Below are 26,690 nucleotides of genomic sequence, written 5' to 3'. Positions count from 1 at the left end.
TTAAAATCAACAATCAAAAAAATCAATACCCTAAACTCTCTTAGAATGACTCTGCTTAAAATTTTTAACCGTTAGATAAAGTCGCCTCTATCTAACTGTGCTGTTAACATTATGTCAATGAACTCTTAGTTTTCTATTCTCTAAACTTCCTCTCGAAAGCGGGTGCAAATATATAAACTCTTTTCTCTTCCCTCAAAATCTTTTTACGCTTTTTTTTGAAGTTTTTTATTAATGCTTAAATAACCTTTTGTTAATCTTGCATTTAGGCTTAAAAATATTTTCAATTTTATCCTCTCACTCCCTTAAATCTATTTATCCGGATATCGATGCTTCTTCTATTAATAGTACGGAATATCCTCAATTTTATAAGCTGTGCAAACATCTTTACACTAATTATTGTATTGGTGACATCAACCTATTATCTTTGCATGCCTAAATTAAACAGGATTTAATGATTAAAATTACTTTACCAGACGGATCAGTTAAGGAGTTTGAAATAAACAGCACTCCTATGGATGTAGCCAAAAGTATTAGCGAAGGTCTTGCCCGAAGTGTAATCTCGGCTAGCTTTAACAACGAAAAAGTTGAAACGGTTACCCCGCTTACCACCGATGGGAATCTGGTATTATATACATGGAGAGAAGACGAAGGAAAAGAAGCTTTCTGGCATTCTACTTCCCATATTTTAGCGCAGGCGCTGGAAGAATTATATCCGGGTGTTAAATTAACAATAGGACCTGCCATACAAAACGGCTTCTATTATGATGTGGACCTGGGAGATCAGGTTATCTCGGATAAGGATTTTCCCAACATCGAAAAAAAGATGCTGGAAATTGCCAGAGGGAAATTCGATTATAAAATGCGCTCCGTAAGCAAAGATGAAGCCCTTGCTTTTTATAAAGAGCAGGGAAATGAATATAAAGTAGAGCTTATTGAGAACCTGGAGGACGGAACTATTAGTTTCTGTGATCACTCCACCTTTACAGATCTTTGTAGAGGAGGACATATTCCTAATACAAGTATTGTAAAGGCTGTTAAACTATTAAGTGTTGCAGGAGCTTATTGGAGAGGAGATGAAAATAACAAGCAGCTAACAAGGGTTTACGGGATCTCATTTCCCAAACAAAAGGAACTTACCGAATACCTGGCCATGCTGGAAGAAGCCAAGAAAAGGGATCACAGGAAACTGGGTAAGGAACTTGAGCTCTTTACATTTTCACAGAAAGTAGGTCAGGGATTACCCTTATGGTTACCAAAAGGAGCCGCACTAAGGGAGCGACTTGAACAGTTCCTGAAAACTGCACAGAAAAAAGCAGGTTACGAACAGGTGGTATCTCCGCATATAGGTCAGAAGGAATTATATGTTACTTCCGGGCATTATGCAAAATACGGAGAAGACAGTTTTCAACCTATTAAAACACCGAATGAAGGAGAGGAATTCCTGCTTAAACCAATGAACTGCCCTCACCATTGTGAGATCTATAATTCCCGTCCGTGGAGTTACAGGGAACTCCCAAAAAGATATGCAGAGTTCGGAACCGTATATCGTTATGAGCAAAGTGGGGAATTACACGGATTAACCCGTGTTCGGGGCTTTACGCAGGATGATGCGCATATCTTCTGTACTCCGGAACAACTGGATCAGGAATTTAAGAATGTAATCGATCTTTCGCTTTATGTATTAAATTCTCTTGGTTTTGAAAATTACACTGCTCAGGTGAGTTTAAGAGATCCGGATAATCCGGATAAATATATAGGTTCGGATGAAAACTGGGAGCTTGCAGAAAATGCTATTATAAATGCCGCCAAGGAAAAGGGACTGAATTATGTTATCGAAACCGGAGAAGCAGCTTTTTACGGACCCAAACTGGATTTTATGGTAAAAGATGCTCTCGGACGTAATTGGCAGCTCGGTACTATCCAGGTAGATTATAACCTTCCGGAGCGTTTTGATCTTTCTTATAAAGGAAGTGATAACGAACTGCATAGACCTGTAATGATACACAGGGCACCTTTCGGAAGTATGGAACGTTTCGTGGCTCTGCTGCTGGAGCATACGGGAGGAAACTTCCCGCTGTGGCTGATGCCCGAACAGGCTATCATCCTCTCTATCAGTGAGAAATACGAAAAATATGCAGAAAAAGTTTTAAATTTATTGGAAAATCACGAAATTCGCGCCCTCGTCGATAATAGAAATGAGACGATCGGAAAGAAGATCAGGGAATCCGAAATGAAGAAATTCCCGTATATGATTATCGTGGGCGAAAGCGAAGCTGCTAACAATACTATTTCTGTAAGGAAACATGGAGAAGGCGACATAGGTACTATTACAGTGGATGAATTTGCAGCAATGGTAAAAGAAGAAATAAGTAAAACGCTTAAGCAATTTTAAAAAGTTTAACCATCCTGTCACGTACAGGCCAAAAAATTTAAGTCATAGCAATAAGAAGAAGACAACAGCCTCAAAGAAGGGAAATTAGGAACCCGCACAAAATTAACGGTGAGATCAGAGCTCCCGAAGTACGTTTGGTGGGTGACAACGTTGAAGTAGGGATCTACCCTATTCGCAAGGCTTTGGAAAAAGCCAATGAATTAGAACTGGATTTGGTAGAGATCTCTCCAAAGGCAGCTCCCCCTGTTTGTAAAATAATGGATTATAAGAAATTCCTTTACGAACAGAAGAAAAGAGAAAAGGCTATTAAATCGAAAGCCAGTAAGGTTGTGGTAAAGGAGATCCGTTTCGGGCCTCAAACCGACAATCACGATTATGAGTTTAAGAAAAAGCATGCAGAGAAGTTCCTTAAAGACGGAGCCAAATTAAAGGCTTACGTATTCTTTAAAGGACGTTCTATCATTTATAAAGATCAAGGTGAGATCTTATTGTTACGTCTGGCCCAGGAACTTGAAGAACTGGGTAAGGTAGAACAAATGCCGAAATTGGAAGGGAAAAGAATGACTATGTTCATCGCCCCCAAGAAAACGAAATAAAGATTAAAAGCGAAATAATAAAATAAAGGAAGAAAATGCCTAAAATGAAAACAAAATCCAGTGCCAAAAAGCGTTTTAAGCTTACCGGTTCTGGTAAAATTAAAAGAAAGCACGCTTTTAAAAGCCACATCTTAACTAAGAAGTCTAAGAAGCGTAAGCGTGCGTTAACTCATAGTACTTTGGTACACGATCATGATGTTAACAGTGTAAAGGAACAATTACGTTTAAAATAATTGTTACCTAGGTTCAATTTATTGTATAACCCTGGAGTTAGGCCGATGAGATCCCGGTAAACAGGATCTGAACGAGCAAGTGTCATTTGACCGCCTACTACAAAAAAAATTAAAATTATGCCAAGATCAGTTAATTCAGTAGCGTCAAGAGCTAGAAGAAAAAAAGTATTGAAGCAAGCCAAAGGTTACTTTGGCAGACGTAAAAACGTTTGGACAGTTGCTAAAAATGCGGTTGATAAAGCTATGCAATATGCATACAGAGACCGTAGAAACAAGAAAAGAACTTTCCGTGCATTATGGATCCAGCGTATCAACGCAGGAGCTCGTTTACACGGGATGTCTTATTCTCAGTTTATGGGAAAGGTTAAAGCTAACAATATCGAATTAAACCGTAAGGTTTTAGCAGATTTAGCTATGAATCACCCGGAGGCTTTTAAAGCAATCGTTGAGAAAGTAAAGTAAACGTTTAACAAAATATTATTTCGCTTTTAAAAAGCTATCCGAAAGGGTAGCTTTTTTTATGCCTTGTCATCAGTAAACAAGATCCTGAAGTGTGTTCCTTTTTTACCTTCCAGCAGATCTATACTTCCGCTTAACTGTTTTATAAAGGTATTGATGAGTTTTGTTCCCGTAGAGCTCAGTGTCGTTGAAAAAAGGTTACTGGCCACCCCTTTTCCGTTATCCCCCACTATCAATTCGTAGTTCTTGTTGCCTTCGTTCCTGAGTTTCACTTCTATTCTTCCCGTATCCATCTCATTAAATGCATGTTTCAGGGAATTAGATATCAGTTCGTTAATAATGAGGCTGAGCGGTAGTAAGGAATCGATAGAGATCTTGGCCTCATCTATACTCAGATCCAGAACGATCTTGGTCTCTATATTATAACTGTTGATGAGATCGTTGATCAGCAATTTAAAGTAATCATTAACATCTATATGCTTCAGATTATTGGTATTGTAGATCTTTTCATGGAGTCTTGCCATAGCCACGATCCTGCTTTGCGCCACCTTGAACATCATCTTTACTTCATGATCTTCAATATTCCTGGATTGGATACGAAGTAAGCTGTTAACCACATGCAGATTATTCTTAACCCTGTGATGGATCTCCTTTAACATAACGGCTTTCTCCTCATCTCTTTGTATAAGCTCCTTTTTAGCCTTGTACATTTTCTCATTATTCTTATTCAGCAACCTACCGAAAACACCTCCCAGCAGAACGATCAGGAACAACAAAAAGAAGAAGTTAAACTCATCTATAACTCCTTCCGATACTTCATCCGTAAACATAATACCCGATCTGCTGATATAATAGAGTAAAACTGCGGTAACAGAAACGATACCAAGCCATAGATTCCCGTAGAATCCGTTGGTAGCATAACCGGCAAAAATGATAATTACCAGGAAGGAAGTAAAAGGACTGTTTATTCCTCCGCTGTACATACAAAGCGCCAAATTGGTCACAAAAGCCAGAACCGACATGATGTTATACATGAGTTCCAATCTTCTATGTCGGAAAAATAAAAGCGTATTAATTGAATTAAGGACAGAAAAGATAAGCAGGATCTGAAAAATAGCACCTTTGATGTCCAGATAGAAAAAACAGAACATGGCAAAAGCAAATGCCATGATGGAGCATGTATATGATACATTAAGCGTCAGCGCTGTTTTCTTTCCAAAACGCTGCACTTTTTGTTTTTTTATAGTCATCAATTAATAGTTAGCTTACCTAAAGATATAAAAAGAGTCACAAAGAAATTACATTTTGCCCGGGCAAAAAAGATATCTTTTCAATTTTAACTCTTTAATAGAGATACGTCGGTAAATATAAGCTTTTCAACTATTAAATCAGGTCTTCTGCTTCTTCTTTTTAGCAGCCGGAAACAGTACATTATTGAGAATGAGCCTGTAACCCGGAGAAGTAGGGTGTAATTCAAGCTCCGTCTTGGGATCTCCCACCCTGTGTCTGTAATCTTCAGGGTCATGACCTCCGTAAAAAGTAAAGAAACCCTGTCCTTTTATTCCATGAATATAGCGGGCTTCGCCATTGGTTTTATTCTCACCGAGGACCAGGACATTTGCTTTGATCTCCTTACTGTCGAAACTGGTGGTCTGTCCCATAAAACCTTTTACCAGTGCAGTATGGTTCTGACATAACATGGTTGGGATAGGATCCCATTTAGCGGAAAAATCCATCAGCGTAAAATAATCGGTCTCTTTCGGAATAAAACGCTTATCGGTCATATCTATAGAAGAGAATTCGTAGCGTACCGGGCTTCGTTCCAGAGTGAAGTTGGTAAAGGCAAAGGTCTTGTCGAAATCTATTTTGGATTGATAGTTAGGTTCTGCAGGGTCTCCGTCGAACATAGCTTCACATATATCCACATTTTCGGCAGCCAGCGCAATATCAAAACTATCGGTGGCAGAGCACATGGCGAACATAAATCCACCTCCAACTACATAATCTCTTATTTTAAGTGCTACCGCTCTTTTTTCTTCCGAAACTTTCGAATAGCCCAGACTTTGTGCCAGAGCCTCTGCTTTTTTCTTTTCCTGTATATACCAGGGTGCAGCTCTGTAAGCCCCGTAAAACTTCCCGTATTGCCCGGTAAAATCTTCATGGTGCAGGTGTAACCAATCGTAAAGAAGAAGTCCGTCATTAAGCACTTCTTCGTCATAAACGGTTTCATAAGGGATCTCTGCATAGGTAAGCACCAGGGTTACCGCATCATCCCAGGGCTGATTGCCCTTGGGGGAATATACCGCTATTTTTGGTGCCTTTTCCAGGATAACAGCTTCCTGATTTTTGGAAGGACTGCTAATATCTTCGAGGATACTCTGCGTTTTGGCATCGGATAACACCTCAAAAGAGACACCTCTAATTTTACACTCTTTTCTTATTTCTTCAGAATCCGGAAGGAGGAATGCCCCTCCCCTGTAATTAAGGAGCCACCTAACCTTAAGCTGCTTATTCAGTGTCCAATAGGTAATTCCATATGCCTTCAGGTGATTTTTTTGTGTTTCCGCATCCATGGGTAAAAGAATATAAGATGCATAGCTGCTCGAAGTAAAGAGGAGCAACACTAAAAAAATGCCGATCAGTCTTACAGGATTTGTAAAACCGGAATATTTTTTAAAATGGTACGTCGTTATCGTCATCAGGATTAAATTCTTGATTCATCGAACTTCCGAAGGCATCATCTGCACTCGGGAGGTTCTTGGTAGTGAAAGGGTTATCATCCCCTTCATTCATCTTGGATTGAAACTCAAATGGAGAATCAAAGTCATCTAAGTTATCAAATTTACCTAGTTGTCCAATGAATTTTAACCTAATATTATCTAATCCACCGTTACGGTGCTTCGCTACAATAAACTCTGCCTGCCCTTGTGTAGGCGATCTTTCCTCATCATCCCACTCCTCGATCTTATAGTATTCCGGGCGGTAAATAAAGGATACAATATCGGCATCCTGCTCAATCGCTCCCGATTCACGAAGGTCGGAAAGCAGTGGTCTTTTACTTCCTCCCCTGGTCTCTACAGCCCTTGAAAGCTGAGAAAGTGCTATTACGGGGACATCCAGTTCTTTTGCCAGTGCTTTCAGGTTCCTGGAAATAGTAGATATCTCCTGTTCACGGTTCCCGCCTTTCTGTGTTCCTCCTGCGGTCATTAACTGCAGGTAATCAATAACAATAAGCCTGATACCATGCTGAGATGCCAGTCGGCGTGCCTTGGCCCTCAGGTCGAAAATAGAAAGTGAAGGAGTATCATCTATAAAAAGCGGTGCTTTTTCCAGCCCCTTAACCTTTACATTTAATTGTTCCCACTCGTGTTTCTCCAGTTTTCCTGTTCTCAGTTTTTCTGAGGACAATCCCGTTTCTGAAGAGATCAGACGGGTAATCAACTGTACCGACGACATCTCCAGAGAGAAGAAGGCCACCGGAATATTGGAGTTTACCGCAATATTCCTTGCCATAGACAGGGTAAGGGCTGTTTTTCCCATACCCGGACGGGCTGCAACGATGATCAGGTCACTGGGCTGCCATCCCGAAGTCAATTTATCCAGTTTATCGAATCCGGAAGGGATCCCACTAAGGCCTTCCTTATTGGATATCTCTTCAATCTTTTTCTTTGCCTGCATAACGAGGCTTTGTGCAGTTTCCGAAGACTTTTTGATATTTCCCTGGGTAACCTCATACAATTTTGCTTCGGCATTATCCAGGAGATCAAAAACGTCGGTGGTCTCGTCATAAGCATCTTCAATGATCTCACTTGAAATTTTGATCAGACTTCGCTGAATGAATTTCTGAAGTATGATCCTCGCATGAAACTCAATATGGGCTGAAGAGGATACTTTTTGAGTGAGTTGGATCAGGTAAAAATCATTTCCTATCAATTCCAGCTTCCCGTCCTTACGCAACTGGGAAGAAACGGTTAATAAATCGATAGGTTCCGAACTCTCAAATAATTTTACAATGGCTTCATAAATGTATTTATGCGCCTCTTTATAGAAAACATCGGGGTGCAGAATATCGATAACCGTATCGACCCCTTTCTTGTCGATCATCATCGCTCCAAGCACAACTTCCTCTAAATCAATTGCTTGTGGCGGTATCTTACCCCTTTCCAAATTAATTATATCACTTCTGTCTGCTGAAAGCTTAACTATCGGTTTGGTGTTCTCCATAAATACGAATGTAGAAAAATTATAAGCTAAAATCCGGTTTTGATGATATTCTTCTCTTCACCGGTCATCAACATTTTAGTTGTTAATAAATACTCTATATTGTTTATAACGTAAAAAAAACCGAAGCGGTATACTTCGGTTTTCTCCTATCTGTTCATTGCCTGCATATCAATCTTTATAAACACCCATATTGGAATATTTATCCATACGCTGATTCACCAAATCTTTTGGTGATAACTTTTTCAATTCTTCAAAATGGGTAAGGATCGAATCTCTGACTGTGGCAAAAGTTTTTTCTCTGTCGGAATGTGCTCCTCCAAGAGGCTCCTTAATAATGCTGTCTATTAAATGGAGTTTCTTCATATCGGGAGCTGTAAGTTTAAGTGCTTCTGCAGCCTGCTCCTTGTATTCCCAGCTTCTCCAAAGGATAGAAGAACAGGATTCCGGTGATATTACGGAGTACCATGTGTTCTCAAGCATAAGAACCTTATCTCCCACACCTATTCCGAGTGCTCCTCCGGATGCACCTTCTCCAACTATAATAACAATGATAGGCACTTTAAGCCTTGTCATTTCCATGATATTCCTTGCAATAGCTTCTCCCTGTCCTCTTTCTTCAGCTTCAATTCCGGGATAAGCTCCGGGAGTATCTACAAAACTCACTACGGGAATTCCGAATTTTTCGGCAGATTTCATCAGACGTAAAGCCTTTCTGTATCCTTCCGGATTCGCCATTCCAAAATTCCTGTACTGTCTTGTCTTGGTATTATATCCCTTTTGCTGACCGACAAACATAAAACTCTGATCACCTATTTTTCCCAGTCCTCCGATCATCGCCTTATCGTCCTTTACACTTCTGTCTCCGTGTAACTCCAGGAAAGTTCCTTCAGTTAAAGCATTAATATAATCGAGGGTATAGGGCCTGGAGGGATGTCTTGACAATTGAACCCTCTGCCAGGCGGTCAGATTTTTATAAATATCTTTCTTGGTTTGAACCAGTTTCTTTTCGATCTGCTTACAGGTATCGGTAACATCAATATCGCTTTCCTCACCTATAACCATACATTTATCCAACTGCTCTTCCAGTTCTTTAATGGGCAATTCAAAATCTAAATATTCCATCTAGTAATTGTAGTTAGTTTTATTAGCCTACAAATATAAAACATTATATGTTTTCGCTAATACGATAGTTGCTTTCTTTTTTGCGATGTTTTAGGATTCCGTTCGCAATGACCGTAAAGAGAATGATTACGGCACCTATATAAAATTCGAAGCTCATTTTTTCGGCATCTCCCAGGATCAAAAATGCCAGGATAATACCGTATACCGGCTCCAGATTAATACTCAGCATCACCGTATACGGGCTAATAAAGCGCATTACCTTAACGGAGGCTATAAATGCATAGGCCGTACATATAACAGCCAGTACCAGGATATAAAACCAATCCGAATTGCTTAGGCTGAAAAACTCCGCATCGAAACCTCCCTGGGCAAAAAGATAAATACTTATAAATACCGCACCGGCCAAAAGCTCGTAAAAAGAAATTACCGAAGGTTTGTATTCCTGAACAAGCTTCCCGTTCAGCAGGGAAAACAAAGAAGCCATCAAGGCTGAGAAGAGTGCCAGGAGGATCCCTTCTATATAACCGGCCTCTACTTTAAAAATGATATATAAGCCCAGAATAATAATAAGACCGAATACTATTTCATACCAGATGATCCTGCGTTTATACCATATAGGTTCCAGGATGGCTGTAAAAAATGCCCCGGTCGACATCATGGCCAGGGTAATGGAAACATTGGAAACCTTTATGGCCCCGAAAAACGTAAGCCAGTGCAAGGCAATAAGCCCTCCGGTCAGGATAAAAGTGAACAGGGTTTTGCGGGGTACTTTTAAAGATATCTTTTGCAGGAAAATAAAGCCCAGTACAAAAACGGAAGCAATAAGCATGCGATACCATACCAGTGGAATAGCCTCTATACTAATGAGCGCACCAAGTACAGCGGTAAAACCCCATATAAAAATGATAAAATGTAAATGAAGGTAATTTTTAAGCTTATCGTTTCGCATTTCGCAGGAGGTATATCGCAAGGGCTCCGAAAATAATATTAGGAAGAGCTACTGCCCAAAGCGCCGAAAAGCCGGAACGCTCCGCCAGGGTTCCGAAAACTTTGTCAAAAAATATAAAAACAAAAGCAATAAGGATCCCGAAGGCCAGGTTGATCCCCATTCCACCCCTCCTTTTCATAGATGAAACGGCAACCGCAATAATGGTCAGGATAAAGGCAGATACCATCAAGCTCCATCTTCTGTATTTAACCAGCAGATAGGTCTTGACATTAGAAGATCCTTTTTTTCGTTCTTTTTCAATAAACTCGTTAAGTTCAAAAAGGTTTTTGGTTTCGGCAATATAGGAAACCGGGGTCAAGTCGTCCAGATTAAAAGTAAAGAGCGTATCCTTTCTGTTTTCGGTTATAAGGACATCATCTGTTTCTCCAATATACCTCATGGCATAGCCCGAAAGCCTGTAAATACTGTCTTTTTCTATCCACCGGATATTGTTTGCCGATATTTTATATTTCAATTCGTTGTTCTCAAAATGCTCCAGGGAAAAATTACGCCCTATTTTGGTTCCCGGATTAAAACTGCTCACATATATATAATCGTTGTCGTTGAGCTGATTAAAAAGATTAGTTGTGGTCCTGTCCTGTTTCTTTTTAAGGTATTTAAACCTGAATTCATTATATCCCTTACTGGCTTCCGGAACAATAAACATTCCCATGAAAAAAGTAATGATGGCCACAATAGTGGCTCCAATAAGATAAGGTCTCAAAAATCTCGAAAAGGAAACACCCGAACTCAGGATCGCAACGATCTCTGTGTTATTGGCAAGTTTAGACGTAAACCAGATCACCGAAAGGAACAGAAAAATAGGAAAAAGGAAATTGGCAAAATAAAAAGTAAAGTCCAGATAATAGATCGCGATTTCCTTAAACGGCGCTTCTTTTTCTATCATCTTATCTACCTTCTCAGACACGTCTATCATGATCCCGATCGGGATAAAGAGCAAGAGCATTACAAAGAAAGTAAGCAAGTATCTTTTTAATATGTATTTATCTATTATTGTCACCTTATAACCGGTTATCCATTTGTTTCACCATTTTATTTTTCCATTCTGCAAAATCCCCAGCTAAGATATGTTTTCTGGCCTCACGAACCAACCATAAATAAAATCCGAGGTTGTGAATAGTGGCTATCTGTTTCCCCAGCAATTCATTTACGGTAAATAAATGGCGTAAGTAAGCTTTTGAATACTCGAGATCTACGAAAGTGATCCCCATTTCATCTATTGGTGAAAAGTCGTCTTCCCACTTTTTATTTTTGATATTAATAGTTCCGTGAGCCGTAAACAACATTCCGTTCCTGGCATTACGTGTAGGCATTACACAATCGAACATATCTATCCCCAAAGCAATGTTCTCCAGGATATTTATAGGAGTTCCCACCCCCATAAGGTATCTGGGTTTATCTTCCGGAAGCACCCCGCAAACCACTTCTGTCATTGCATACATTTCCTCTGCAGGTTCTCCCACCGATAATCCGCCTATTGCATTTCCTTCGGCTCCTTTACTCGCAATATATTCTGCAGATTGTAAACGCAGATCCTTATAAGTTGACCCCTGGACTATTGGGAAAAATGCCTGCGAATAATCATATTTAAAAGGTGTTTTATCCAGATGGGTAAGACATCTGTCCAGCCACCTGTGTGTCATATGCATCGATCTTTTCGCATATTGGTAATCGCAGGGATAGGGAGTACACTCGTCAAATGCCATAATAATATCTGCTCCTATACTCCTCTGGATCTCCATAACGTTTTCCGGAGTGAATACATGGTAGGAACCGTCTATATGCGATTTGAATTTAACCCCTTCTTCCTTGATCTTACGGTTTGCCGAAAGCGAATACACCTGATAACCTCCGCTATCGGTCAGGATATTCCGGTCCCAACCCATAAACTTATGAAGTCCGCCTGCTTTTTCCAGGATCGGTGTTTGCGGCCGGAGGTAAAGATGATAGGTATTTCCGAGGATAATATCCGGATTGATATCGTTTTTAAGCTCCCGCTGATGCACTCCTTTTACGGATGCAACCGTTCCCACCGGCATAAAAATAGGGGTTTCTATCTGGCCGTGATCGGTCGTGATCAGACCTGCTCTGGCCTTGGATTGTAAGTCCTTTTCTTTTAATTCAAATTTCATTCAGATACATTCAACAATCGGCAAAGATAATAACTGTTGCAGATTAGGCTGCTAATAAAAAACTAAATTGTTCATTACTTCGTCTTTTTCGTTAAAAAATGATGCAAAAGTGGTTTTGCCACCCCCCAAGAATAACTTACTTTTGGGCCAAATAATTTTAACTATTAAAAATGGCTAACACACAACAGCTAAATGACTTAGTAATTCAGGTTCGAAGAGACATCCTTCGAATGGTGCATAAAGTAAACTCCGGTCACCCCGGAGGTTCTTTAGGTTGTACAGAGTTTTTTGTTGCTATGTATAACGAGATCATGGAATTAAACGAAGGTTTTGACATGGACGGAGTGGGAGAAGATCTTTTCTTCCTTTCTAACGGTCATATCTCGCCGGTTTATTACAGCGTACTGGCCCGCAGGGGGTATTTCCCGGTTGAGGAACTCAACACTTTCAGGCTGATCGATTCGCGTTTACAGGGACACCCTACTACTCATGAAGGTCTTCCGGGAGTGAGAATCGCTTCAGGATCACTGGGACAGGGAATGTCTGTTGCAATTGGTGCGGCACTTGCCAAAAAACTCAACAAGGATGCTCATATTGTTTACAGTCTTCACGGAGACGGAGAATTGCAGGAGGGGCAGAACTGGGAAGCAATTATGTATGCTGCCGGAAACAAAGTAGACAACCTGATCGCTACTGTAGATTACAACAAAAAACAGATAGACGGAGCTACGGATGATGTTTTACCTCTGGGAGATCTTAAATCCAAATTTGAAGCATTTGGTTGGGATGTTCTTGAAATTACGGAAGGAAACAGCCTTCCTGCCATTTTAGACGGGATGAAAACTGCCAAGGAAAGAACGGGTAAAGGAAAGCCTGTATGTGTATTACTTCATACCGAAATGGGGAATGGTGTTGATTTTATGATGCACACGCATGCATGGCACGGTAAGGCCCCTAATGATGAGCAATTAGAAGTAGCCCTTACTCAAAACCCTGAAACTCTAGGCGATTATTAAACCCCTAAAAAGTCTTTGAAAACCCGGTTTTCAAAGCATGAATTAAAATGAAAACAATGAAAAAATATATAGATACCGGTAAAAAAGATACCCGTAGTGGTTTCGGAGCCGGATTAGCAGAGCTTGGAAGAACAAACCCGGATGTTGTTGCCCTTTGTGCGGACCTTGTAGGCTCTCTAAAAATGAACACCTTTATTGATGAGAATCCTGATCGTTTCTTTCAAGTAGGGATTGCAGAAGCCAATATGATGGGAATTGCTGCCGGACTTACCGTGGGAGGGAAAATTCCGTTTACGGGAACTTTCGCTAATTTCTCTACCGGAAGAGTATACGATCAGATCCGTCAGTCTATTGCCTATTCGGGGAAAAATGTAAAGATATGTGCATCTCATGCCGGCCTTACCCTGGGAGAAGATGGTGCTACTCACCAGATCCTGGAAGATATAGGTCTTATGAAAATGCTTCCCGGAATGGTTGTTATCAATCCTTGTGATTACAATCAGACCAAGGCAGCCACTATTGCCATAGCAGAGCATCAGGGGCCAGTATACCTTCGTTTCGGAAGGCCCGGTGTTGCCAACTTTACACCTGAAGATCAGAAATTCGAGATCGGAAAAGCTATCCTGCTGAATGAAGGAAGCGATGTTACTATCGTAGCTACCGGTCATCTTGTCTGGGAAGCTCTCCAGGCAGCTGAAGAACTGGAAAATCAGGGGATATCTGCAGAAGTGATCAATATTCATACGATCAAACCTCTTGATGATGAAGCTATACTGCGATCCGTTGCAAAAACAGGATGTGTGGTAACTGCAGAAGAACACAATTATCTCGGAGGACTTGGAGAAAGTGTTTCCAGGGTATTGGTAAAAAACAATCCGGTTCCTCAGGAATTCGTTGCTACAAACGATACTTTCGGAGAAAGTGGTACTCCCGCCCAGTTAATGGAGAAGTATGGTCTTAATGCTGCAGCTATTGTTAAGGCGGCAGAAAAGGTTGTTAAGAGAAAATAATTTCATTTGAAAGACGTTTCTTAAGAAAACAACATTATTAAACATTAAAACCATGAGAAAGTTTTTGTTAGTATTATGTATTCTGGGATCAACATTGATGTATGCTCAAAGTAAAAATGCAATTGGTATTAAAGGGGGACTGAATTACAGTTCCAACGGAGACCTTTTCACAGAAGCCGTTAATGCAGGGCAGGATATTATTGAAGGATCTGAGTCCAAGGTAGGATACCATATCGGATTCTATGGAAAAATACATCTGTCCAATTTTTATCTGAGGCCTGAATTGGTCTATACCAAAACCACCAGTCAGTATGAAGATGTTGATTACGATATCAAGAAACTGGATCTGCCTGTTTTATTAGGATACAGGATCATAGGGCCGCTAAGTATCTTTGCGGGACCTTCTTTCCAGTACATCCTGGATAACGATCTGGACATTGAAGATATCGATTTAGGAGATGTTGAAAACGAAATTTCACTGGGACTCAATATCGGTGCAGCCGTTCAATTAGGAAATATAGGATTGGATGTACGTTATGAAAGAGGTTTTAGTGAAAACGAAGCAGCCTTTATCGGAAGGAATATCAGTGACGGCCTGGCAGGAAGAGTTGATTCGAGACCTTCTCAGATCATCTTTAGTTTGTCGGTGAAGCTGTAAATCAAAATAAGATTTCCATAAAAAAACCCTGACGCTTGTCAGGGTTTTTTATTTCTAGTTGTTATCAAGATAATCGGGTATCCCGTCTCCGTCTGTGTCATCCGGAATACCGTCATTGTTCTCATCAAATTCATTTCGTGTCAGGGTTCCGTCTCCGTCATCATCTATATCCAGATAGTTCGGGAGTCCGTCTCCGTCGGTATCATCATTTGCCACGATACGGTCGTTATCAAGGTCTTCCATTACAGAAAGTATCCCGTCGCCATCATGATCCGCATCATTGACAGCTATCAGCCTCACATTAAAAATAAGCGGTGAATAAGCAGGGATACGCGGAACAAATGCTCCGAAGAAACCTAAACCGGATGGCATAATAATAAGACCTGAACCAAAGCCGTTAGAAGTGATCGTTCCGTCAGGATTTTCAGTAAATCCGTCTGCTGCTCTAAATTCGGTAATCCCTTCTGCAAAACCACGAGAGATCCCTAAACCATTGGTAGAAGGGTTAAAGATCGCCAGGTCAAACCAAATTGGTGTACTTCTTGAATCGAATATTGTACCGTCTAAAAGAGTACCTGTATATTCTACGAAGGTAGAATCGGCAATAGTAGGCTGCCCTCCCACTCCTTCTCTGGCTTCAAGATAATAAAGGGTATGCGGAACATCTTCATCATTACTCCCTGTAAGTACAATAGTCCTGGAAGTTACCTGATCTATCAGAGGAGTTTTGTCTGCATTTACACCTTCTATAGTATCAATTACGATCTCAAAATCAAAACCTGCAGGCGGGTTCTGAAATTCCTCGTAATTGTAAAAATGTGTACGAAGGAAAGCCTGGATATCGGTCTCGTTTTCCACAGCTACCTCAGCCACATCTCTTAGTTCTTGTCCGCTTCCGCCATCATCATCATTATTGTTACATGAAATCCACAATAACAGAACCGGAATCAGTAAATAACTTAATTTATTTATTCTCATCATTCTTAAATTAAAGCACGCAAGATACAATTTTCTCTTATTTTTGCTGATGTGATTAACGAAGATTTTAGATAAACTATTATGCGTATCGATAAATACCTTTGGTGCACCCGTTATTTTAAAACCCGGAACATGGGTACGGAAGCCTGTAAAAAAGGTCTGGTCAGGATCAATGATCAGGTGGTAAAGCCTTCCAGAGAGGTTTACCCGGGAGATCGCATTGTGCTCAGGAAGAATCAGATCGACTATCAGTTTACGGTTCTCGATATCCCCCCGAGCCGCGTTGGGGCCAAGCTGGTAGATATATACCGAAAAGATACCACGCCACAGGAGGCTTTTGAACACAGTGAACTTCTAAAATACGCTAAGGATTATTATCGTAAAAAAGGAAGCGGACGTCCCACCAAAAAAGACAGGAGGGATATCAGTGATTATGTGGATGATTCCGACCAACAGGAAGAAGGAGACGAATGGCCTTAAAATAAACCGAACACTTTTATATCTTTGAAAAAAAGCATTATGACCACATCTCAGAATAAAATACTCACCCATCAGGAAATCAAACATAAAATAGACAGGATCGCCTATCAGATCTATGAGACCTTTGTTGATGAAGAAGAGATCATCATTGCGGGAATTGCTTCCGAAGGGGTGAAATTTGCCATTAAAATTTGTGATGTGCTCAGAAAAGTATCGGATATCAAGATCGTACTCTGTGAGGTTGAAATGGATAAAAAGAATCCTCACCTTCCGATCAAAACTTCCCTGGAAGAAGATATGTACAGGGATAAGGCCGTTGTACTTGTGGATGATGTCTTAAATTCCGGTTCTACCCTGATCTATGCCGTTAAACACTTTTTGAATGTACCCCTCAAGAAGTTTAAAACAGCGGTACTGGTAGACAGGAATCACAAGCGTTTTCCGGTAAAAGCCGACTTTAAGGGAATATCCCTTTCCACCTCTCTCAGGGAACATGTAAATGTAGTTTTTGAGGGTACGGAAGATGCCGTTTATCTACAGTAGTTCTCTTAGTTTTTCGGCAACCTCCGCCGCCGACAGATCATCTACATTTATTTTATGTCTGGATTGCAGATAATAAAAGTTACGTTCAAAAAGATGCTTTCGTATAAACTCTGCCAGTTCCGAATCTTCCAGGTGACTTATCATAGGGCGATGGTCTTTCTCTTTTAACAATCGCTCCAGAAGGGTCTCTATAGTTGCCTTTAAATAAAAAACATGAGGGGTGGCTTCTGTAATAAGCTTCATATTTTCTCCATAGCAAGGGGTTCCTCCTCCGACAGATAACACTATGTCTTTCTGAGTTTCGAGTACTTCTTTGAGGTAGAAATATTCTTTTTTCCTGAAATAGATCTCACCTTTATTCTCAAAAATTTCGGGGATGCTCATTTTTTCCTGCTGCTCTATATATTGGTCCAGATCTACGAAAACTTTCCCGTTTTCTTTAGAAACTATCTCTCCCACAGCAGATTTACCGCTTCCCATATATCCTATTAAAACTATCATATCATAATACTATTTAAGTGCTTTTATACACTGCTTTAAAAAAAACACAAATTTATATGAAAATAGACTTGAAAAATAAATTATTGATCTTATATTTGCACCCGCATTCAGGAAATATGAATGAGACCTGGTAGCTCAGTTGGTAGAGCATCTCCCTTTTAAGGAGAGGGTCCTGGGTTCGAGCCCCAGCCAGGTCACGAAGTGAGCCTAAGATCGAAGATCTTAACGCGAAAGCAGGTTGGGCGAGAAGTTTATGCAGAGCCTAGACGAAGTAAGCCCCAGCCAGGTCACAGATTGAATTGCATTTTAAAGATGCAGGACTTGGTAGCTCAGTTGGTAGAGCATCTCCCTTTTAAGGAGAGGGTCCTGGGTTCGAGCCCCAGCCAAGTCACGAAGTAAATAGGAAAGCTGTCTGAAAAAGACAGCTTTTTTTATGCCGTAAAAATGAGAGGGGAAATTTATACCGGGTTAAGTCGAGGTAAGCCCCGGCAGGCCACTAAAATCTAACTCCATATCCAATCATAAAATCTGTTATTCAATAATAATAGGCTTTTTATTTTTTTCTATAAATTTCCATTACTTCAACAGGAAGTCTTTTATCATATTTCTCGAGTTTCAGTCCGTATTTTTTTAATTCAGAAAATAATGTTTTCGGGTCGTCTTCAAACCAATCCAGTTCAATATCATATTTTCCAACCAAATCAGTACTATCCACGACCGGGTGATCAGTAAATTTTTCTAAGTAGTTTACAAGGGTTGAAATACCTGTTTTCTTCATTTTGAGGATAGACCCCATAAACTTGTATTCAGACTCAGTAGCTATTGATTCTTTTATCGTATTATCAATATTTTTCAAGATATAGCAATTTAACAAGTCAATACTTTTCCTGGCATTTATATCAAAACTTTTGTTTAACACATCAATACCCAACTGTTTCCAGTTATTCTTAAATTTCTCCGAAGTTTCGATCAATAACGAATAACGATATGCTTCTTCAAATGGAAAATCTTTCTCACTTAAACTATCCTTATAGATTATTCTGTTAAAAGAAGGAATATCAAATAGTGTTTTATACATTATATCTAAGGTTCGATTCCACATTTTAATTCCATTGTTTTTCCCATCTATATCTTTTACATATAGTATCCCACGTTTTTGGGGTTCATATGATCTTAATTCAATTGTATAATCCCTATTGGAAATAGAATTTATTATAGTTGATTCTTTTGTTGGAGATGATTGAAAGTCATCTTTCGGTTCTAATTCGATCTCATTTTTAGCTAGCATGCTTTCAATGACATTTTCATTGATATTTTCAGGACCTGTTATCGCTCTAACAATACCATTTTTATCTATTAGAATTGAATGTGGAATAACCTTATACTTAAAATAATCATAATGCGTTGTATCAGATACAATCGGTAGTGATGTTTTAGAAGTTTTGATAAACTTCTCTAATCGTTCTTTCCTCTCTGATGAAATTGTAATTATTTCAATTTTATCCCCAAAGTTTTTTTGTAAACTATCTAATTTCTTCATAGCTGGAATACAAGGTCCACACCAGGTTGCCCAAAATTCCAATATAACTGGTTTTCCCTTTAAAGCATCTAATGAAACTTCACTCTTTTCACTATTGAGAATATTACTAAACTTATAGTTTGGTATTGGTTTTCCCAATTCGACAGTTGTATTTTCATTTTTGCAAGAGATTATGCAAACGATTAAAATTAGAAATAAAAAAAATCTCATCATGTTGATATTTATATTGTTGCTAATAGTCTCGGCTACGAGTAGTTTCGTGGTTTAAAACTTAACTTTGGAAATTGCAATTAATAAGTCTGATATTTTTTTGTTGTTTTCAATTTTGATGCTGTCAGTCGATTTATTGATTGGATTTTAGTTATTCAAATGTATTTTTCTATTCCGATTAAGAAAAGTTGTATTGAGTTAACTATGCTTTTGGTTGAGTAACCAGCTTTTCCTCCAGTTTTGATCCCACCACTTGATATTACATTGCTGGCACTATTTGCGCTATATTTTTCTTTGAATTGTCCTTCAAAAAGAGTGGATAATGATCAATGAACAATTAGCAATGATCAATTGTTAGAACCTAACAACCATCAACAAACAACTGAAAACCAACAACCATCAACAAACAACTAAACTGCAAATTCCATCTCTCGACTGCGCTCGAGATGACAATGCTAACAACCATTAACTACCAACGTACACCGAAACTTCAGTGAAGGTGTAACAACCAAACATCAACGAATAATGGAGCTTACTATACCGGGTTGATTACTCACAATGTACTGTGTTTGCACTCCTTTCATTTTTTGAGCATTATTCAGATCGGCTAGGATAAGAGGAGCGGTCAGGCCGCTATCGTATGTATGAAGTTGTTCATCTTTAAAGATCTTTATATCGGTAGTAATTGCCAGCAGATCATTCCTGTCCAGTTTATCTTCTTCCAATACCACTTCCCTCCTATCAAAATTAAAAACCTCCTGCCTGTTCAAGGCAGATCTCCCTGCTACTGTTTGCTTATCAAGTCTGAAAACACAATCAACTTCTTCCAGGAAATCCGAATACTCTTCATTACCCGTTTCCTCATATTCACCTTTCTTATCCATGTCTATCAGGGAGACGTTCAGTGATATCTCTTCCGGGATCAGGATCACATCTTTTCTAAGCTGCGGGAGAAGATTATATGTTATCGCTACCTGAGGCTCTCTCATCAGCGCATGCTGCAGGCATTCGATCAAAACTATATCTATATCTTCATTAAAGCTGGTATATTCGAAATTAGAAGCATCACAATGATAGATCTCTTTTATATAATCGTAGGCATTAAACGCCTTGATAAGGTGTTTCAGGCTCGAAATACTTACCGTATTTACCTCCAGGAGTACCAGTTGTAATTCTTCGGGAGTATATTTTGACAACAGGGGCCATACCAGCGTGGCAAACGGACCTGTTCCTGTGTACATAATATGAACCGGCCCCTTTGTTTTAGACGACCTTACTTCCTGAATGGCTTTGTCCAATCCGGAAATAAAGCGCTTTGTCCTTTTTACATCATCTACACACATCCCAGCCCATTTGGGACCTATGGCTACTCCTGTATTAAGAAGGAGGTTCTCCTTGTTTATTTGAGCCTCCGGATTTAACCTTGACGCCTCCATAAACAGCTCTTTAAGGTCCATAACTGCCTGTTCCAGGGACGAAAAATCATCCTCCGGACCCAAAATAACAGCCGTAACAACATCGAGTTTCTGATGTAAAGCACTGATTTCCATAGCAATATTTTTTTTTCGATCCTAGAATTGTATCGAATTGCAAAGCTAACAAAACATACGTACTTGAAAATACGTATAAACACGTATACGATTCAATTTTTCCAGTGCGTACATTTACTTCCGAAAAAGAAATATCTCGTCGATCATTCTGATGCAAAAAATGATAAACGAGTAATAATTACGAAAAAGCTATGAAAAACAGACTCCCCAGACGCTCGTTTTTGCGCAATTCTTTAGCGGTAACAACAGCCATTACACTTTTCCCTTCACATACGGCAGATGCTTTTGCATCGGAGGAGAGTCCTTTTAAGGGCTACAATCCCCATGCTGCATTTAAAAACGATATGAGAAGAGGATTGCCGGGTTCAAAGTCTGTTAGTATCTACGGCAAAATATTTGACAGGGAAAGCGGCCATCCGGTTTCGGGTGTAAGTCTTGAAGTATGGCATTTATCTCCCGATACGGGAACATACAGGCATCACGGAAAACTTGTGACCGATGAAAGAGGTTATTATCGTTTTATAAGCGATTTTCCACAGAAGGAAGCGGGTAAAAATGCCAGGATATTTTTCAGGATCTCCTGTAAAGACAAAACTTCTTTTACCGAATTGTTGATCAACAGATCCGGGGCACATATCACAGCAGAACACTGGAAGGAGCACCGTGCACTGGAAGAACGTTTATTCCCGGTTCAGAGACGTTTTCTCAATCATAGCCACATAAGATTCAATTTATCTGTATAACCTTTTAATCTAAAATATACTATGTCAATTTCCGATCCTACTCTTGGAGAAATTACTATGTTTGGCGGGAACTTCAATCCTGCAAGCTGGGCCGATTGCGATGGTCAGTTAATTCCTATTTCAGGCAATGATGCCTTGTTTTCCCTTTTAGGGACTACCTACGGAGGAGACGGCAGAACTCAGTTTGGACTTCCGGATCTGAGAGGTCGTGTTCCCATCCACACGGGGCAGGGAGCCGGGCTTACCAACAGGCCGCAGGGTAGCCGGGGAGGTAGTGAAACCCACACCCTCAGCATAACGGAGATCCCATCTCACGGACACGCCATTAACGCCCGGGAAGAAGGGACTACCGATGATCCGTCAAACGCGTTTATAGCCTCTTCAGGTGCCAATAGTTTTGCTCCGGACGGTTCCGTTTCACCACAGGTAACCATGAATTCCGCTACCGTTGAAAATACGGGGGGAGGGCAAAGTTTTAATATAATGCAGCCCTTCCTGACGGTGCGTTTCCTGATTGCTATTGACGGTATATTTCCGAACAGGTAGTTTATCCAAACAATACCGGGTTTAACCATACTAATGGAAGTTCCCAAAAAACTATCAAAAAGAACTATGAAAAAAATCACCCTTGGATTATGCTTGCTTTTTGTAAGCTTTTATACATATGCCCAGACCTCATTAACTGCGGGAGATATCGCCTTCCTGGGAAGTAATGCAGATGGTATCGTATCTTCTGAAGACAGTTTTGCGTTTGTCCTCTTAAAAGATATCGATGCGGCTACCACCATTATTTTCACGGACAGGGGATGGTCCGATACGGACGGATTCAGAACCGATGGGGATGGGGACGGTCAATTTATCTGGACCTCCGGGGCAGACAGATCTGCCGGAGATATCATTAATCTTAATTTCGGGGCATTAGCTCCACAGAATTCCGCCTATAGTATTATCGGGGATCAGCTTTTTGCTATTCAGGGAAGTATTGACACCCCCGTTTTTATTGCAGGTTTACAATTTAATCACACCAACGGAACCGATACAAACTGGGACGGGGACAGTTTTTCCAATTCAACTTCGGCGCTGCCCGATGCCCTGGAAAACGGAGATTCCGCTCTGCGCTTGGTAACTTCCGGTAATCTTGAACAGGATAACTGGCAATTCGATTGCAATAGTATAGGCGGCCCTATTTCGGGAACGCCAGCAGAATTACGAGCCATTCTTCACGATCGCTCTAACTGGATCAGCAGTAATGACCGACCGATATTTGATCCTGCAGTCCAGGCAGGTTGTTCTATTGTTGTTATTGATGATATTCCGCCGGTAGCCGTATGTCAGGATATTACCGTTGAGTTAGATGCAACAGGTTTCATAGTCATTAATGCCGAAGATATTGATGGAGGATCCACAGATAACAAAGGAATTACCTCCTTTAGCATAGACAGGGATATATTTTTCTGTGACGATACGGCGACTCCGATTACCGTAACCCTGACCGTAACAGATGCTGCGGGAAACACGGATAGCTGTACCGCTACTGTTACCGTAGAAGACAATATTGCTCCGGTAGCAATCAGCAGGGATATTACCGTACAATTGGATGTCGATGGAAATGCCTCCATTACCGCAGCTGATATTGATAATGGAAGTACCGACAATTGCGGAATTGCAGAACGCTCTCTCGACATTTCCTCCTTTGATTGCAGTATGCTGGGAACCAATACGGTAACCTTAACCATAACAGACACCAATAATAATACTAATACGGCCACCGCTCAGGTAACCGTAGAAGATCGCATAGCACCCATAATTGTTACTCAAAATGTTTCCGTTGAGCTGGATGCAAACGGAGAAGTAATCATTACTCCCGCTATGATCGATAATGGGAGTAGTGATAATTGTAATATAGCAAACCGGTCTCTGAATGTCTCTTCCTTTAACTGCAATGATATTGGTGCCAATACGGTAGTACTCACCGTAACAGATGCCAGTGGAAACAGTAGTACGGGTACTGCCATAGTAAACGTAACAGACGGTTCAGGACCGGTTATTTTAACACAGGATATTAGCGTTCAACTGGACGAAAACGGGAATGCTTCAATTAGTATTGATGATATCGATAACGGAAGCACCGATAATTGTGGAATTGCGGAACGCTCTTTAGATATTTCCGTATTCGATTGTAACGATATAGGCGCAAACACAGTGACACTAACCATCACTGACATCAATGGAAACAGCAGTAGCGGAACTGCCACTGTTAATGTGGAAGACAATTTAAGTCCGATTGTAAACACGAGGGATATTACACTGCAGTTGGATGAGAATGGAAATGCTTCCGTTGCTGTTGTGGACATTGATAATGGCAGCACCGACAATTGTGGTATTGCCGAGCGGTCTCTTGATATTTCTTCCTTCAGTTGCCCTCCGTTGGGGCCATCTGTTGTAACCCTGACAGTGACTGATATTAATGGGAACAGTACTTCCGAAACCGCTACGATCACCATTACAGCACCCGATAGTGATGGAAATGGGGTTGCGGATGCATGTGAAAATGAAGATACAATCAGCTCCAACCTCAGACCCGCCAGAGGTTTCTCGCCTAACAATGACGGGATCAACGATCAATGGGTCATAGAAAATATTACCGAATCCCCCGAAGCATTTATCCAGGTTTTCGACAGGAATGGCCGCGAAGTATTTCAGGCCAGAGGTTATCAGAACGACTGGGGAGGTACCAGAGGAAGAAGCGGTAGTCTCCTTCCGGTAGGAGCCTATTACTACAATATTTCGGTATTCGAAGGAGGAGCTACCCTCACAAAAGGATGGATCTATATCAATTATTAACAGATCAAGGAAAATATCAGAATGAAAATATACAAATCTCTAATTCTTGGGATACTATTAATCGGATGTTCAACGGCATTACAGGCACAACAGGAACCCGTTTATACACTTTACAGATACAATACGGGTTTCTTTAACCCGGCTGCTTTGGGTGCAGATGACCAGATTACTTTTAAATCTAACTTCAGAAGCCAGTTTGTCGGGATCGATGACGCTCCGGAAACACAAAGTTTTTATTTAAGCCTTCCGCTCAACGAAAAGGTAGGTATAGGGCTGACGACCATTGTTGACAATGTTTTTATTGAACAGGCTACCTCTCTTTTTGCCAGTTTTAGTTACAAACTACAAATTGGTTATGCTACCGATCTTTATTTCGGGATACAGGCCGGAGGGACTTTTGTGAGTATTGATTTTAATCGTCTTGAACTCCCTTTAGATCCTTTGTTTTCACAAAATGCCAATGATTTCAATCCTAATCTGGGGATTGGATTTTACCTGAAGAACGAAGGTTATTTTGCTTCGCTTTCTTCTCCGAGATTATTAAGGACCGATCGTATTGATGATGAGAGTGGTATTGTTACCACGGCCAATAATGAATTACAGATCCACCTAAGCGGGGGGTATCATTTTAACTTAAGCGATGAGATCGTTTTTACCCCTTCAACCCTGGTTCGTTTTTCCAGTGAAGAAACCATTGTAGATATCACTGCTACTTTTAAGTTTCTGGATCGCTTTGAAATAGGTGCCAATTACAGGGCAGACAGAGCTTTTGGAGGCCTGGCTTACCTCAGTATTCAAAACTGGCTGGAATTAGGATATGCATACGAGACCAATACTTCGGATATCAATACATTTGAAGACGGTACTCACGAAATAGGACTTACTTTTAAGTTCTGATTTAATACAATTATTCTTTTTAGCTAATTCATATAAGTAAATCGAAAGATGAGAAGGTCTCTTTTTTTAAAGAGACTTTTGTGTTTAAAATAAGATTGGAATACTAGTTTCTTCTTCAAAATAAAAGATTCAATTCCGATATCAATACATTTGAAGACGGTACTCACGAAATAGGGCTTACTTTTAAGTTCTGATCAGGTAAATGCATTTGTCATGTGAGATTTTCTTAAATTAAATCTTCAAATTAATTTTATTATCAGCTAAACTATTTTATTTTTGCAGCCTCTAAATTCCTTTAGATACGCCCACGTGGTGGAATTGGTAGACACGCTATCTTGAGGGGGTAGTGTTCGTAAGGACGTGCTGGTTCGAATCCAGTCGTGGGCACTCAGGTCTCTTTACAAAAGAGGCCTTTTTTTATGGAATTTCCTGTCTGCATTTTATATCCTGTCAAACACGATCAACTCTATTTTTGATAGAATTAATGCTTCTCTATCTAATGCTCCTAACATAAGCCTGTATCCGTATTTACGAAATCTCCGGGAACAACAAATACAGTCTGTATCAAAATAATGCTTACATTTGTTTAAAAGATCAGCTCAAAAGATGAACAATGTAAAGAAGTATTTCAGTATCAAAGACCTTGAAAATCTTTCCGGAATCAAAGCACATACGATCAGAATATGGGAGAAGAGATACGATCTTTTAAGTCCGTGTCGGACCGATACCAATATTCGTTACTACTCCATCAGGAACCTTCAAAAGCTACTCAATATTACACTTTTGTACAGCAACGGTTATAAGATCTCTAAGATTGCCCGGATCCCCGAAGAAAAAATACCAATCCTGGTAAGGGAGATCGTTTCCGAGAGCAGTGTAAAAAGTCATTCCATCAACGCCTTTAAACTGGCTATGATCAACTTTGATCAATCGCTGTTTTTTAACACTTACAACGCCCTGTTAGGGGAAAAGACCTTTCGGGAGATATTTTATGAGGTTTTTATTCCCCTGCTTAACGAACTGGGCCTTTTATGGCAGACAGATACGATCAGTCCGGCCCATGAACATTTTATTACCGGGCTTATTAAACAAAAGATACTGGTAAATACAGAGAAACTTCAGGCTATCGAGCCTACCAATAAAAATAAGACCTTTGCCCTTTACCTTCCGGAAAACGAGATACACGAAATCGGGTTACTTTATCTGAATTACGAGATCACACTAAGAGGTTACAAATCTATTTACCTGGGGCAAACGGTTCCGATGGAAAGCCTGTCCGATCTTCAGAAGTATTTTTCCACACTCACTTTTGTTTCCTATTTTACGGTAGCTCCCAATCCCAAAGGAATAGATAAATATATTGAGGACTTCCGTACTCAGATCAACTCCGATTCCTCGAGCGAATTATGGATCCTCGGGCAACAGGTTAAATACTTAAATTTAAAACCGCTCCCCTCAACTATTCGTATATATGAATCTATAGAAGAGGTCGTTAAAGAATTGTAAAATTCGAAGTTTTTATTTTTTTGTTTAACGATTTTACTATATTTGTT

The 26,690-nt window shown here is 40.1% G+C and carries 25 protein-coding genes and 3 tRNA genes; 17 read left to right on the top strand and 11 right to left on the bottom strand.

Annotation, left to right across the window (positions count from 1 at the left end; genetic code table 11):
* Positions 1 to 451: 451 nt before the first annotated feature.
* From thrS to rplT, 4 genes are all read left to right on the top strand, one after another.
* Positions 452 to 2,392: a threonine--tRNA ligase gene (gene thrS, locus GWK08_RS19110; protein ID WP_163608863.1), complete on the top strand. Its 1,941-nt coding sequence runs from the start codon at positions 452 to 454 to the stop codon at positions 2,390 to 2,392.
* A gap of 101 nt (positions 2,393 to 2,493) precedes the next feature.
* Positions 2,494 to 2,988, top strand: a complete 495-nt coding sequence (gene infC, locus GWK08_RS19105) for a translation initiation factor IF-3 (RefSeq protein WP_317168167.1) — start codon at positions 2,494 to 2,496, stop codon at positions 2,986 to 2,988.
* Positions 2,989 to 3,023: 35 nt separating this feature from the next.
* Positions 3,024 to 3,221, top strand: coding sequence for a 50S ribosomal protein L35 (gene rpmI / locus GWK08_RS19100; RefSeq protein ID WP_163608862.1), 198 nt, complete (start codon positions 3,024 to 3,026; stop codon positions 3,219 to 3,221).
* Between the two features lie 117 nt (positions 3,222 to 3,338).
* A complete protein-coding gene (gene rplT, locus GWK08_RS19095) occupies positions 3,339 to 3,683 on the top strand; it encodes a 50S ribosomal protein L20 (protein ID WP_163608861.1) in 345 nt (114 codons plus the stop codon).
* A 56-nt stretch (positions 3,684 to 3,739) separates the two neighbouring features.
* On the opposite strand, the gene GWK08_RS19090 is transcribed toward rplT, so the two are convergent.
* From GWK08_RS19090 to tgt, 7 genes are all read right to left on the bottom strand, one after another.
* Positions 3,740 to 4,930, bottom strand: a complete 1,191-nt coding sequence (locus tag GWK08_RS19090; protein ID WP_163608860.1) for a sensor histidine kinase — start codon at positions 4,928 to 4,930, stop codon at positions 3,740 to 3,742.
* A 138-nt stretch (positions 4,931 to 5,068) separates the two neighbouring features.
* Positions 5,069 to 6,253 carry an asparagine synthetase B gene (locus tag GWK08_RS19085; protein ID WP_394352008.1) on the bottom strand — a complete coding sequence of 395 codons (1,185 nt, stop codon included), beginning with the start codon at positions 6,251 to 6,253 and terminating at the stop codon, positions 5,069 to 5,071.
* Positions 6,254 to 6,353: 100 nt separating this feature from the next.
* Positions 6,354 to 7,904 carry a replicative DNA helicase gene (gene dnaB / locus GWK08_RS19080; RefSeq protein ID WP_163608858.1) on the bottom strand — a complete coding sequence of 517 codons (1,551 nt, stop codon included), beginning with the start codon at positions 7,902 to 7,904 and terminating at the stop codon, positions 6,354 to 6,356.
* Positions 7,905 to 8,072: 168 nt separating this feature from the next.
* Complete coding sequence (locus tag GWK08_RS19075; protein WP_163608857.1) at positions 8,073 to 9,026, bottom strand: acetyl-CoA carboxylase carboxyltransferase subunit alpha; 954 nt, start codon at positions 9,024 to 9,026, stop codon at positions 8,073 to 8,075.
* A gap of 43 nt (positions 9,027 to 9,069) precedes the next feature.
* A complete protein-coding gene (locus GWK08_RS19070; RefSeq protein ID WP_163608856.1) occupies positions 9,070 to 9,975 on the bottom strand; it encodes a DMT family transporter in 906 nt (301 codons plus the stop codon).
* Entirely contained in the window at positions 9,962 to 11,035 is a 1,074-nt protein-coding gene (locus GWK08_RS19065) for an LptF/LptG family permease (RefSeq protein ID WP_163608855.1), read from the bottom strand. Before GWK08_RS19065 ends, GWK08_RS19070 begins: the two co-directional genes overlap by 14 nt.
* A 1-nt stretch (position 11,036) precedes the next feature.
* Positions 11,037 to 12,167, bottom strand: a complete 1,131-nt coding sequence (tgt, locus tag GWK08_RS19060) for a tRNA guanosine(34) transglycosylase Tgt (protein ID WP_163608854.1) — start codon at positions 12,165 to 12,167, stop codon at positions 11,037 to 11,039.
* A 170-nt stretch (positions 12,168 to 12,337) separates the two neighbouring features.
* Here tgt and GWK08_RS19055 point away from each other — a divergent pair, with 170 nt between their 5' ends.
* Genes GWK08_RS19055 through GWK08_RS19045 form a run of 3 tightly spaced genes read left to right on the top strand, consistent with a single transcriptional unit; the run spans position 12,338 to position 14,851 of the window.
* Complete coding sequence (locus GWK08_RS19055; RefSeq protein WP_163608853.1) at positions 12,338 to 13,183, top strand: transketolase; 846 nt, start codon at positions 12,338 to 12,340, stop codon at positions 13,181 to 13,183.
* A gap of 56 nt (positions 13,184 to 13,239) precedes the next feature.
* Entirely contained in the window at positions 13,240 to 14,193 is a 954-nt protein-coding gene (locus tag GWK08_RS19050) for a transketolase family protein (RefSeq protein ID WP_163608852.1), read from the top strand.
* Between the two features lie 52 nt (positions 14,194 to 14,245).
* Positions 14,246 to 14,851 (top strand): porin family protein, encoded by a 606-nt coding sequence (locus GWK08_RS19045; RefSeq protein WP_163608851.1) that lies wholly within the window; start codon positions 14,246 to 14,248, stop codon positions 14,849 to 14,851.
* Positions 14,852 to 14,905: 54 nt separating this feature from the next.
* On the opposite strand, the gene GWK08_RS19040 is transcribed toward GWK08_RS19045, so the two are convergent.
* Positions 14,906 to 15,832 (bottom strand): FKBP-type peptidyl-prolyl cis-trans isomerase, encoded by a 927-nt coding sequence (locus GWK08_RS19040; RefSeq protein ID WP_239524963.1) that lies wholly within the window; start codon positions 15,830 to 15,832, stop codon positions 14,906 to 14,908.
* Positions 15,833 to 15,910: 78 nt separating this feature from the next.
* On the opposite strand from GWK08_RS19040, the gene GWK08_RS19035 reads away from it, so the two are divergent.
* Entirely contained in the window at positions 15,911 to 16,309 is a 399-nt protein-coding gene (locus GWK08_RS19035) for an RNA-binding S4 domain-containing protein (RefSeq protein ID WP_163608850.1), read from the top strand.
* Between the two features lie 39 nt (positions 16,310 to 16,348).
* Positions 16,349 to 16,852, top strand: a complete 504-nt coding sequence (locus GWK08_RS19030; RefSeq protein WP_163608849.1) for a phosphoribosyltransferase domain-containing protein — start codon at positions 16,349 to 16,351, stop codon at positions 16,850 to 16,852.
* Here GWK08_RS19030 and GWK08_RS19025 read toward each other — a convergent pair.
* Complete coding sequence (locus GWK08_RS19025; protein WP_163608848.1) at positions 16,844 to 17,353, bottom strand: shikimate kinase; 510 nt, start codon at positions 17,351 to 17,353, stop codon at positions 16,844 to 16,846. The genes GWK08_RS19030 and GWK08_RS19025 overlap by 9 nt on opposite strands.
* Before the next feature lie 124 nt (positions 17,354 to 17,477).
* Between GWK08_RS19025 and GWK08_RS19020 the strand changes: the two genes are divergently transcribed.
* Both GWK08_RS19020 and GWK08_RS19015 read left to right on the top strand, forming a co-directional pair.
* A tRNA-Lys gene (locus tag GWK08_RS19020) sits at positions 17,478 to 17,550 on the top strand.
* 121 nt (positions 17,551 to 17,671) lie between these two features.
* A tRNA-Lys gene (locus GWK08_RS19015) sits at positions 17,672 to 17,744 on the top strand.
* A 162-nt stretch (positions 17,745 to 17,906) separates the two neighbouring features.
* On the opposite strand, the gene GWK08_RS19010 is transcribed toward GWK08_RS19015, so the two are convergent.
* Positions 17,907 to 19,031 carry a redoxin domain-containing protein gene (locus GWK08_RS19010; protein ID WP_163608847.1) on the bottom strand — a complete coding sequence of 375 codons (1,125 nt, stop codon included), beginning with the start codon at positions 19,029 to 19,031 and terminating at the stop codon, positions 17,907 to 17,909.
* A gap of 587 nt (positions 19,032 to 19,618) precedes the next feature.
* On the bottom strand, positions 19,619 to 20,653 hold the full coding sequence (locus tag GWK08_RS19005; protein ID WP_163608846.1) for an SAM-dependent methyltransferase: 1,035 nt from the start codon (positions 20,651 to 20,653) through the stop codon (positions 19,619 to 19,621).
* A gap of 191 nt (positions 20,654 to 20,844) precedes the next feature.
* Here GWK08_RS19005 and GWK08_RS19000 point away from each other — a divergent pair, with 191 nt between their 5' ends.
* The 6 genes from GWK08_RS19000 to GWK08_RS18975 all read left to right on the top strand — a co-directional run bounded on the left by GWK08_RS19000 (position 20,845) and on the right by GWK08_RS18975 (position 26,643).
* A complete protein-coding gene (locus GWK08_RS19000; RefSeq protein ID WP_163608845.1) occupies positions 20,845 to 21,396 on the top strand; it encodes a hypothetical protein in 552 nt (183 codons plus the stop codon).
* 21 nt (positions 21,397 to 21,417) lie between these two features.
* On the top strand, positions 21,418 to 21,942 hold the full coding sequence (locus GWK08_RS18995; protein ID WP_163608844.1) for a phage tail protein: 525 nt from the start codon (positions 21,418 to 21,420) through the stop codon (positions 21,940 to 21,942).
* 66 nt (positions 21,943 to 22,008) lie between these two features.
* On the top strand, positions 22,009 to 24,240 hold the full coding sequence (locus tag GWK08_RS18990; protein WP_163608843.1) for a T9SS type B sorting domain-containing protein: 2,232 nt from the start codon (positions 22,009 to 22,011) through the stop codon (positions 24,238 to 24,240).
* 21 nt (positions 24,241 to 24,261) lie between these two features.
* Positions 24,262 to 25,137 carry a PorP/SprF family type IX secretion system membrane protein gene (locus GWK08_RS18985; protein ID WP_163608842.1) on the top strand — a complete coding sequence of 292 codons (876 nt, stop codon included), beginning with the start codon at positions 24,262 to 24,264 and terminating at the stop codon, positions 25,135 to 25,137.
* A 303-nt stretch (positions 25,138 to 25,440) separates the two neighbouring features.
* Positions 25,441 to 25,524: transfer RNA gene (locus GWK08_RS18980), tRNA-Leu, on the top strand.
* 219 nt (positions 25,525 to 25,743) lie between these two features.
* Positions 25,744 to 26,643, top strand: a complete 900-nt coding sequence (locus GWK08_RS18975) for a MerR family transcriptional regulator (RefSeq protein WP_163608841.1) — start codon at positions 25,744 to 25,746, stop codon at positions 26,641 to 26,643.
* Positions 26,644 to 26,690: the final 47 nt, after the last annotated feature.

The sequence above is a fragment of the Leptobacterium flavescens genome (assembly GCF_010671605.1).
In the GTDB taxonomy this organism is placed as follows: Bacteria; Bacteroidota; Bacteroidia; order Flavobacteriales; family Flavobacteriaceae; genus Leptobacterium; species Leptobacterium flavescens.
Note: the sequence above shows the minus strand (reverse complement) of the source record. Positions and strands in the feature narration are given on the sequence as shown.